Annotated in this window: 7 protein-coding genes and 2 tRNA genes; 5 read left to right on the forward strand and 4 right to left on the reverse strand. The window is 63.0% G+C overall.

Annotated features, from left to right (window positions below; genetic code table 11):
* Window positions 1-93: 93 nt before the first annotated feature.
* From E8E91_RS23650 to E8E91_RS23660, 3 genes are all read right to left on the reverse strand, one after another.
* A tRNA-Ala gene (locus E8E91_RS23650) sits at window positions 94-169 on the reverse strand.
* 146 nt (window positions 170-315) lie between these two features.
* On the reverse strand, window positions 316-1797 hold the full coding sequence (gene gltX, locus E8E91_RS23655) for a glutamate--tRNA ligase (RefSeq protein ID WP_280379284.1): 1482 nt from the start codon (window positions 1795-1797) through the stop codon (window positions 316-318).
* Window positions 1798-1823: 26 nt separating this feature from the next.
* Window positions 1824-2744 carry a LysR family transcriptional regulator gene (locus E8E91_RS23660; RefSeq protein ID WP_190828647.1) on the reverse strand — a complete coding sequence of 307 codons (921 nt, stop codon included), beginning with the start codon at window positions 2742-2744 and terminating at the stop codon, window positions 1824-1826.
* 108 nt (window positions 2745-2852) lie between these two features.
* On the opposite strand from E8E91_RS23660, the gene E8E91_RS23665 reads away from it, so the two are divergent.
* The 3 genes from E8E91_RS23665 to E8E91_RS23675 are packed head-to-tail and all read left to right on the forward strand — an operon-like array spanning window position 2853 to window position 6389.
* Complete coding sequence (locus tag E8E91_RS23665; protein ID WP_280379287.1) at window positions 2853-3899, forward strand: HlyD family secretion protein; 1047 nt, start codon at window positions 2853-2855, stop codon at window positions 3897-3899.
* 49 nt (window positions 3900-3948) lie between these two features.
* Window positions 3949-5448 (forward strand): MDR family MFS transporter, encoded by a 1500-nt coding sequence (locus tag E8E91_RS23670; RefSeq protein WP_280364176.1) that lies wholly within the window; start codon window positions 3949-3951, stop codon window positions 5446-5448.
* Window positions 5449-5489: 41 nt separating this feature from the next.
* Window positions 5490-6389, forward strand: a complete 900-nt coding sequence (locus E8E91_RS23675) for an EamA family transporter (RefSeq protein ID WP_280379289.1) — start codon at window positions 5490-5492, stop codon at window positions 6387-6389.
* Between the two features lie 36 nt (window positions 6390-6425).
* Here E8E91_RS23675 and uvrB read toward each other — a convergent pair whose 3' ends face one another.
* Entirely contained in the window at window positions 6426-8441 is a 2016-nt protein-coding gene (gene uvrB / locus E8E91_RS23680) for an excinuclease ABC subunit UvrB (RefSeq protein WP_280379291.1), read from the reverse strand.
* 183 nt (window positions 8442-8624) lie between these two features.
* On the opposite strand from uvrB, the gene E8E91_RS23685 reads away from it, so the two are divergent.
* Together E8E91_RS23685 and E8E91_RS23690 are read left to right on the forward strand one after the other, a co-directional pair.
* Window positions 8625-9821 (forward strand): amino acid aminotransferase, encoded by a 1197-nt coding sequence (locus tag E8E91_RS23685; protein WP_280379294.1) that lies wholly within the window; start codon window positions 8625-8627, stop codon window positions 9819-9821.
* 70 nt (window positions 9822-9891) lie between these two features.
* A tRNA-Asn gene (locus E8E91_RS23690) sits at window positions 9892-9967 on the forward strand.
* The last annotated feature ends 152 nt before the right edge of the window (window positions 9968-10119 follow it).

Raw genomic sequence — 10119 nt, forward strand, 5'->3', positions numbered from 1 at the left:
ACCCCTGTTACCGCCGTGAAAGGGCGGTGTCCTAGGCCACTAGACGAAGGGGACAAAACCTTCATGCCTTTTCGCGACCCACTCTTGAAGGAGTGGTGGAGCTAGACGGGATCGAACCGTCGACCTCTTGCATGCCATGCAAGCGCTCTCCCAGCTGAGCTATAGCCCCGTCGCGAGGACGGGGCGCATATTAGGGGCGCCCCCTCCTGCTGTCAACAATATTTTTTCTACGAACCGAACTTTTTTATCTGGAAGAACAAACACTTACCCGACCTCGGCCGGCGCGGGCCCTTCCCCGCACCGACCAAAGGGCCATCAGGCGATGGCCGCGAGCAATTTCTCCCACTCCTTGGTTTCCTTCTTCGACACGCCACCGAGCAGCTCGATGGCCTGGCGCAGCCGGAAGCGGCTGAGGTCGGCACCAAGGATTTCCATCGCATCCAGCACGGAGACCGAGCTGGCCTGACCGGTGATGGCCGGGAACATCAGCGGCATGACATCGCGCAGCTTGAGTTCCAGGCTTTCGGCCACTGCCTGAATGCAGCCGGTGATGCGGTCCTTCTCCCACTGACGCAGGGACTCCAGCTTCCACAGCACGAGCTGCATGACCTGGCGAACCTGGTCCGGACTCAGCTTCTTGTGCTCGAACAGCTTGGCATCCAGCGGCACGGCGCCGGAGAAGAAGAAGCCCGCCAGCGGAGCAATCTGGCTGAAGGTTTCCACCCTGCCCTGCACGTGCGGCGCGATGCGCATCAGGTATTCGGGATTGAGTGCCCACTTCTGCACCTCGGCGGCAAAGCGCTCCACCGGCAGTTCGCGAATCCACTGGCCGTTCAGCCAGGACAGCTTCTCCAGATCGAAGATCGGACCACCCAGCGAGATACGCGACAGGTCGAAGTGCTCGACCATCTCCGCCAGGGAGAACTTCTCGCGCTCGTCCGGCATGGACCAGCCCATGCGGCCCAGGTAGTTGAGCATCGCTTCGGGGAGGAAGCCCATGCGCTCGTAGAAAGTGATGGACGTGGGGTTCTTGCGCTTGGACAGCTTGCTCTTGTCCGGATTGCGAAGCAGCGGCATGTAGCAGAGCTTGGGCTGCTCCCAGCCGAAGTATTCGTAGAGCTTGATCAGCTTGGGCGCCGAGGGTAGCCACTCTTCGCCGCGCAGCACGTGGGTGATGCCCATCAGGTGGTCGTCCACCACGTTGGCGAGGAAGTAGGTGGGCAGACCGTCGGTCTTCATCAGGACCTGCATGTCCATGCGATCCCATGGGATTTCGACATCGCCGCGAAGCATGTCCGGCACCACGCAGACGCCTTCGCTCGGCACCTTCATGCGCACGACGTGGGGCTCGCCGGCGGCGATCCGCTTGTCAGCATCGTCTTTGGACAGGTGCATGCAGTGGCCGTCGTAGCGCGGGGTTTCCTTGCGTTCGGTCTGCTCGGCACGCAGCTTGTCGAGGCGCTCAGCGGTGCAGAAACAGGGGAAGGCATGGCCCTTGTCCACCAGCTCCTGGGAGTACTTCTTGTAGATCTCGCCACGCTCGCTCTGGCGATAGGGGCCGTGCGGGCCGCCGACGTCCGGGCCTTCGTCCCACTCGATGCCAAGCCAGCGCAGGGCGTCGAAGATCTGCTGCTCGGACTCGCGGGTGGAGCGCAGCTGGTCGGTGTCTTCGATGCGCAGGATGAACTGACCGCCGTGCTGGCGCGCGAAACACAGGTTGAACAGGGCGATGTAGGCGGTGCCCACGTGCGGGTCGCCGGTGGGCGACGGCGCGATACGGGTACGGACGGTGGTCATGGGTTGTTCTCGAAGCAGAGGGACGATCAAAGGCGCGATCTTATCAGGCTGGCCGCCGCGGGCTCCAGCAAGTGACCTTCCTGCACCGGCAAGCTGCGCATCAGGAAGTCAAGGAAGGCCTTGACCTTCATCGCCTGGAAGCGCCTCGACGGATAGACAGCATAGATCTCTCCACTGGGCAGACGCGCCTCGGGCAGGAGCTCGATCAGCTCGCCACGCTGCACGGCCGGCTCAGTGAACATCAAGGGCAGCGCAGCGATGCCGGCGCCAGCCAGCACCGCCTCACGGGCAAAGGTGATGTTGTTGCAATAGAGCACGCGCTGGCAGGGCACGCTTTCCCCCTGCAGCATCCAGTAGCGCTGGGAATCCTGCGGCAGCAGCACTGCACGATGGCCAGCCAGCGCCTCAACCGTGCGCGGTGTGCCGTGTGCCGCCAGATAGGCTGGACTGGCGCACAGGCGTCGGGCGCTCTCGAAGAGCTTGCGGGCGATCAGGGTGGAATCCTGGGGCTGGCCGATCATGATGGCGATATCCACGCCCTCTTCCAACGGATCGACGTTGCGCGAGGTGATCTCCACCTCAGCGGTGATCTGCGGATACTGGCGCATGAAACTGCCCAGCACCTTGCCGAGGAACAGTTGGCCGAACTCGATGGGCGCGGTCACTCGCAGCAGGCCGGACGGTTCCTGCTGCAGTTGCATCACAGCCTGCTCGGCCTCGGCGAAGTCCAGCATGATTTGCCGGCAACGCTCGTAGTAGGCCAGCCCCACTTCGGTCAGGCGCAATTTGCGAGTGGTGCGATTGAGCAGGCGGACGCCAAGCCGTTCTTCCAGCAGGGCTATGCGTCGGCTGACGGTGGATTTCTGCATCCCCAGGCTCTGTGCAGCCTGAGTGAAGCTGTGGCACTCGACCACGCGAGTGAAGATCAGCGCATCATCCAGCCCCATGATTGTTCCCTATAAGCAACAAAGTTTCTGAATTGTACTGGCTATTTGCGAGGACGGAACACTGCTAGATTCGCAACATTCTGCAAAGACTTCGAGCCCGGTTTTCATATGCCTGCAAAATTGCAACGCCGCCTGTTCATCTTCATCGCCCTGGTGGCAATGGTCATCGCCGGCTTCTTCGCTCACTGGCTGCTGATCGGCCGCTTCGTCGAGTCCACCGACAACGCTTATGTCCAAGGCGAGATCACTCGCATCTCCAGCCAACTGGGCGCCCGAATCGACGAAGTCCTGGTCACCGACAACCAGCAAGTAAAGAAGGGCGACCTGCTGGTACGCCTGGAAGCCGACGACTTCAAACTCGCCTTGGAGCGCGCCCGCGCCCAGCTCGCAACCCGCGAGGCCGAACTGGCCCAGGCACAGAGCAAGCTGACCCAGCAATCCAGCCTGATAGCCGCCAGCCAGGCCGACGTGGCAGCCAGCCAGGCAACCCTTGGCCGCACCCAGATCGACCTGTCCCGCGCCCAAACCCTGCGCAAGCCCGGCTACATCTCGGAAGAGCGGGTCACCACCCTGTCCGCCGACTCCCGCGTGGCACGCTCGCAGGTCGCCAAGGCCGAGGCCGATCTCAAGGCCCAGCGCCAACAGATCGATGCCCTGAATGCCGAGGTCAAGCGCCTGGAAGCACAGATCGCTACAGCCCGCGCCGAAGTGGCTCAGGCCGAAATCAACCTCGGCCGCACCGAGATCCGCTCCCCCGTGGACGGCCGCGTCGGCCAGCGCGCCGCGCGCAATGGCCAGTACGTCCAGGTCGGCGCCCACCTGCTGTCCCTGGTGCCGGACAGCGACATCTGGGTCCAGGCCAACTTCAAGGAAACCCAGATCGAGCGCATGGTTCCCGGCCAGACCGCCGAACTGGTGTTCGACAGCTTCCCCGACACCCCGATCGAAGCCCGCGTGGACAGCCTGTTCGCAGCGTCCGGCGCACAGTTCAGCCTGCTGCCGCCGGACAACGCCACCGGCAACTTCACCAAGGTGGTGCAACGCATTCCGGTGAAGCTGACCTTCACCGCTGACAACCCGCTCAAGGGCCGTATCCGCCCCGGCATGTCCGTTCTGGTCAAGGTGCACCTGAAGGCCGAGAACCATGGCGGGTGATGCACTGGTTCGCCCTACCGGCGAACCTACCCGGCGCGACTGGATTGCCGTGATGAGCGCCATGCTCGGTGCGTTCATGGCAGTCCTCGACATCCAGATCACCAACTCCTCGCTCAAGGACATCCAGGGGGCGCTCTCCGCCACCCTGGAAGAGGGCTCGTGGATTTCCACCTCCTACCTGGTGGCGGAAATCATCATGATTCCCCTCACTGCCTGGCTGGTGCAGCTGCTCTCCGCACGACGCCTGGCGGTCTGGGTCTCCATCGGTTTCCTGATTTCTTCCCTGCTCTGCTCCCTGGCCTGGAGCCTGGAGAGCATGATCGTGTTCCGCGCCATGCAGGGCTTCACCGGCGGCGCGCTGATCCCACTGGCGTTCACTCTCACGCTGATCAAGCTGCCGGAACACCATCGCGCCAAGGGCATGGCATTGTTCGCCATCACCGCCACCTTCGCCCCGTCCATCGGCCCGACCCTGGGTGGCTGGCTGACGGAGAATTTCGGCTGGGAGTACATCTTCTACATCAACGTGCCACCGGGCCTGCTGATGATTGCCGGCCTGATGTACGGGCTGGAAAAGAAAGCCCCGCACTGGGAGCTGCTGAAGCGCACCGACTACGCGGGTATCGTCACCCTCGGCCTCGGGCTGGGCTGCCTGCAGGTGTTCCTGGAGGAAGGTCATCGCAAGGACTGGCTGGAGTCCCAGCTGATCGTCGGCCTGGGCAGCGTCGCCCTGGTGAGCCTGATCCTGTTTGTCATCCTCCAGGTCTCGCGCCCCAACCCGCTGATCAACCTGGGCATCCTGAAGAATCGCAACTTCGGCCTGTCGAGCATTTCCAGCGTCGGCCTCGGCATGGGCCTGTATGGCTCGATTTACGTGCTGCCGCTGTACCTGGCACAGATCCAGGGCTACAACGCGCTGCAGATCGGCGAAGTGATCATGTGGATGGGTGTTCCTCAGCTGTTCCTGATTCCGCTGGTACCCAAGCTGATGAAGGTGATTCCGCCCAAGTTCCTCTGTGCGCTGGGCTTCGGCCTGTTCGGCTATGCCAGCTTCGCCTCCGGGATACTAAACCCTGATTTCGCCGGACCGCAGTTCAACCAGATCCAGATCATCCGCGCCCTCGGCCAGCCGCTGGTAATGGTGACGGTGTCACTGATCGCCACCGCCTACATCCAGCCCCAGGACGCAGGCTCGGCCTCCAGCCTGTTCAACATCCTGCGCAACCTCGGCGGCGCCATTGGTATCGCCCTGCTCGCCACCCTGCTGGATGCACGCGCCAAGGTCTACTTCGACTACCTGCGCGAATCCCTGGTCCCGAGTAACCCGCAAGTGGCCGAACGCCTGGCTCTGCTGACCGAGAAGCTTGGCAGCGAACAGGCCGCCCTCGGCAAACTCAGCGAGATCGCCCACCAGCAGGCCAGCATCATGGCCTACAATGACGCCTTCCATTTCATCGGCATCGCCCTCGGCGTCAGCATGCTCGCCGTGCTGCTCACCCGCGCCCTGCCCGCCGGTTCCACCGGTGAAGCAAGCGCCGCCGCCCACTAATCCCGCGCCGGGCCACCGGCGCGATTCGCTTCAGGCTGTACATGTCTTCCCACGCTTCGACCCGCCGCACCCTTCTGCTGATCGGTGCCTTCGCCATGATTTACATAGGCTGGGGCACCACCTATCTGGCCAACCACTTCCTCCTCCGCGAACTGCCGCCCTTCGTCATCGCGACCCTGCGCTTCCTGTTCGCCGGCACCCTGGCACTTGGCTGGGTGCTAGCCAGCGGCAAGGCGCAGGTCCAGCGCAGCGATCTGGGCGGCGCGTTGATCGGCGGTGTGATGCTGATCGCCGTGGGGCAGGGAGCGCTGATCTACGCCAACCAGTTCCTGCCGACCGGCATGCTGGCGATGCTCTACACCACCCTGCCCCTCTGGAGTGTCGCCCTGGAGTGGCTGCTGGATCGCCGCCCACCGTTGTGGGTCCTCTGCGGCCTGGCCCTGGCGAGCGGCGGCATCGTGATGCTGATGGGCAATGGCCTTGGCAGCGGCGCCGGCTTCGAACAGTGGTTCGCCGGCGGCCTGGTCGTACTGGCCACCCTGCTCTGGGCCATCGGCGCCTGGCTGCTGCGCCAGCGTCCGCCCTTCCGCTCCAGCTGGATGGGCCTCAGCCTGCAGATGCTGTCTGGCACAGTGATCCTGGCAATCTTCGGCCTCTGGCGAGGGGATTGGCACGGCGTTGAGCTGGCCAACGTGAGCCTGGACGCCTGGTTGTGGATGGCCTACCTGGTGATTCCGGTCAGCCTGGGGGTCTATCCCGCATACTTCTGGCTGCTGCGGGAAGTGAAGCCGAGCCTGGTGTCCACCTTCGCCTTTGTGAACCCCGTAGTGGCCCTGCTGCTGGGGTTCCTGATCCTCGGCGAGCGCCTGGAAGTCGCCGCCCTGGGGGCGTGCCTGGCGACCCTCATAGGGGTGGTCATGATCATCTTCGGCAGACGCTGAAGCCCCATGAAAAAGGCGCCCTCCGGCGCCTTTTTCTTAGAGATTTATCAACCGCTCGCGCAGCTTCTGGATCTCGTCGCGCATCTGCGCCGCGGCTTCGAACTCCAGGTCGCGAGCCAGTTGGAACATCTTTTCTTCCATCTGACGAATGCGCTTGGTGATCTCATTGGGCGAACGCAGCTCGGCCTCGTAGCGGGCACTCTCCTCGGCCGCCTTGGCCATGGCTTTGCGCTTGTTGCTGCGCGAGCCGGGCACGGTGGCGCCCTCGAGGATGTCCTGGATGTCCTTCTTCACGCCCTTCGGCACGATACCGTGGGCTTCGTTGAAGGCCATCTGCTTGTTACGCCGCCGCTCGGTCTCACCCAGGGCACGCTGCATGGAGCCAGTGACGTTATCCGCGTAGAGGATCGCCTTACCGTTCAGGTTTCGCGCCGCACGGCCAATGGTCTGGATCAGCGAGCGCTCGGAACGCAGGAAACCTTCCTTGTCGGCGTCCAGAATGGCGACCAGCGACACTTCCGGCATGTCCAGGCCTTCGCGCAGCAGGTTGATGCCTACCAGCACGTCAAATGTGCCAATACGCAGGTCACGAATGATCTCCACGCGCTCCACGGTATCGATGTCCGAGTGCAGGTAACGCACCCTGACGTCGTGATCGGCCAGGTAGTCGGTGAGGTCCTCGGCCATGCGCTTGGTCAGGGTGGTGACCAGCACCCGCTCTTCGACCGCCACACGCTTGTGGATTTCCGAGAGCAGGTCATCGACCTGGGTAGTAGCCGGGCGCACTTCGACCTCCGGGTCCACCAGACCAGTGGGCCGCACCACCTGCTCGATCACCCGGCCGGCGTGCTCACCCTCATAAGGGCCGGGCGTGGCCGACACGAAGATGGTCTGAGGGCTGATGGCCTCCCACTCGTCAAAACGCAACGGACGGTTATCCAGCGCCGACGGCAGGCGGAAGCCGTATTCCACCAGAGTTTCCTTGCGCGAGCGGTCCCCCTTGAACATGGCGCCAACCTGGGGAACGGTGACGTGGGATTCGTCGATCACCAACAGGGCATTGGCCGGCAGGTAATCGTAGAGCGTCGGCGGTGCCTCGCCTGGCGCACGACCAGATAGATAGCGGGAATAGTTCTCGATGCCGTTGCAATAGCCCAGCTCGAGGATCATCTCCAGGTCGAAACGGGTGCGCTGTTCAAGTCGCTGCGCCTCGACCAGCTTGTTCGTGGAGCGCAGATGCTCCAGGCGTTCCTTCAGTTCTTCCTTGATCTGGTCCACCGCCTCCAGCAACACCTCGCGGGGCGTCACGTAGTGACTCTTGGGGTAGAAAGTGAAGCGCGGCAGCTTGCGGATCACTTCGCCGGTCAGCGGATCGAACGCCGCCAGGCTTTCCACCTCATCGTCGAACAGCTCGACGCGGATGGCCTCGAGGTCGGATTCCGCCGGGAAGATATCGATGACATCGCCGCGAACCCGAAAGGTGGCGCGGGCGAAGTCCATATCGTTACGGGTGTACTGCAACTCGGCCAGGCGTCGCAGCAGGGTACGCTGGTCGATGCGGTCACCACGATCGATGTGCAACACCATCTTCAGATAGGACGCAGGATCCCCCAAACCGTAGATGGAAGACACTGTGGCGACGATGATGGCGTCGGGCCGTTCTAACAGCGCCTTGGTCGCCGACAGACGCATCTGTTCGATGTGGTCGTTGATCGAGGCGTCCTTCTCGATATAGGTGTCAGAGGACGGGACGTAGGCTTCCGGCTGGTAGTAGTCGTAATAGGAAACGAAGTACTCGACGGAGTTGTTCGGGAAGAAGGCTCGAAACTCGCCGTAAAGCTGCGCAGCCAAAGTCTTGTTGGGCGCCAGGACCAGCGTTGGTCGCTGAACCTGGGAAATGACGTTGGCAATGCTGAAGGTCTTCCCCGACCCCGTCACGCCCAGCAGGGTCTGGTGCGAAAGGCCGGCTTCCAGCCCTTCCACCATCTGGCGAATGGCCTCCGGCTGGTCGCCGGCGGGCTTGAAGCGGGTGACAAGCTGGAACTCCGACATGCTGACCTCGACTTTGGATGTGACACCTGCGCAGAACGGGCGTCATACCTGGCGGAAAGCTTGCGAGCGATGTCGCCGCAAACTGTCTGGGCCGCTATAATACCGGCCCGATTGCGCAACCCCTAGCGCACATCGTTCGGGGTTACGTCCCATCCTCACCTTCCTCCTCCGAGCTGCCGCATCATGAGTCTGTTTTCTGCCGTCGAAATGGCTCCGCGCGACCCCATCCTGGGTCTCAACGAAGCGTTCAACGCCGACACCCGTGCCAACAAGGTCAATCTGGGCGTGGGCGTTTACTACAACGAGCAAGGCCGTATCCCGCTCCTGCGCGCTGTAGCTGAAGCGGAAAAGGCCCGCATCGAAGCGCACGCCCCGCGCGGTTACCTGCCGATCGAAGGCATCGCTGCCTACGACCAGGCCGTGCAGAAGCTGCTGTTCGGTGCCGATTCCGAACTGCTGGCCCAGGGCCGTGTCGTCACCACCCAGGCCGTAGGTGGCACCGGCGCGCTGAAGACCGGCGCCGACTTCCTCAAGCGCCTGCTGCCCAATGCCGTAGTCGCCATCAGCGACCCGAGCTGGGAAAACCACCGCGCCCTGTTCGAATCCGCCGGCTTCCCGGTGCAGAACTACCGCTACTACGATGCCGCCACCAATGGCGTAAATCGTGCTGGTCTGCTGGAAGACCTCAAGGCGCTGCCCGCCCGCTCCATCGTGGTCCTGCACGCCTGCTGCCACAACCCCACCGGCGTGGACCTGGAACTGGAAGACTGGAAAGCCGTCCTGGAAGTCCTGCGCGAGCGCGAGCACGTGCCGTTCCTCGACATCGCCTACCAGGGCTTCGGCTCCGGCATCGATGACGACGCTTTCGCGGTGCGCCTGTTCGCCCAGTCCGGCCTGCAGTTCTTCGTATCCAGCTCCTTCTCCAAGTCCTTCTCCCTGTACGGTGAGCGCGTTGGCGCCCTGTCCGTGGTGACCGACTCGAAGGAAGAAGCCGGCCGCGTGCTGTCCCAGGTCAAGCGCGTGATTCGCACCAACTACTCCAACCCGCCGACCCACGGCGCCACCGTGGTGGCTTCGGTGCTGAACAGCCCGGAACTGCGTGCAATGTGGGAAGCGGAACTGGGCGAGATGCGCACCCGCATCCACAGCATGCGCCTGGCCATGGTCGAACAACTGGCTGCCCAGGGCGCCAAGCGCGACTTCAGCTTCGTAGCCCGCCAGCGTGGCATGTTCTCCTACTCCGGCCTCACCGCCGAGCAGGTAGAGCGCCTGAAGAACGAGTTCGGTATCTACGCCGTCAGCACCGGCCGCATCTGCGTTGCCGCACTGAACAACAGCAACCTGGACAGCGTGACCCGCGCCATCACCCAGGTCCTCTGAAAAGAATCTGGAGAAGTTCAGGCAAACGCTTGACTTCTCCTTTCTAATCAGTAAGATACGCCGCATCCGATCCGCGATAGCTCAGTCGGTAGAGCAAATGACTGTTAATCATTGGGTCCCTGGTTCGAGTCCAGGTCGCGGAGCCAAATTGAAAGCCCTCGGCATATGCCGGGGGCTTTTCTTTTGGGCGCCGGACTCTCACCAGGGACTTCGTCCCAGGTTATTCGGTCCTGCATCCCTCACCCCTTCGGGGCCGCGCTGAAGCGCGTTCGGCGTTCGCCGTCGAGTCCAGGTCGCG

It is taken from the genome of Pseudomonas sp. BN515, assembly GCF_029873155.1.
Taxonomy (GTDB): Bacteria; Pseudomonadota; Gammaproteobacteria; order Pseudomonadales; family Pseudomonadaceae; genus Metapseudomonas.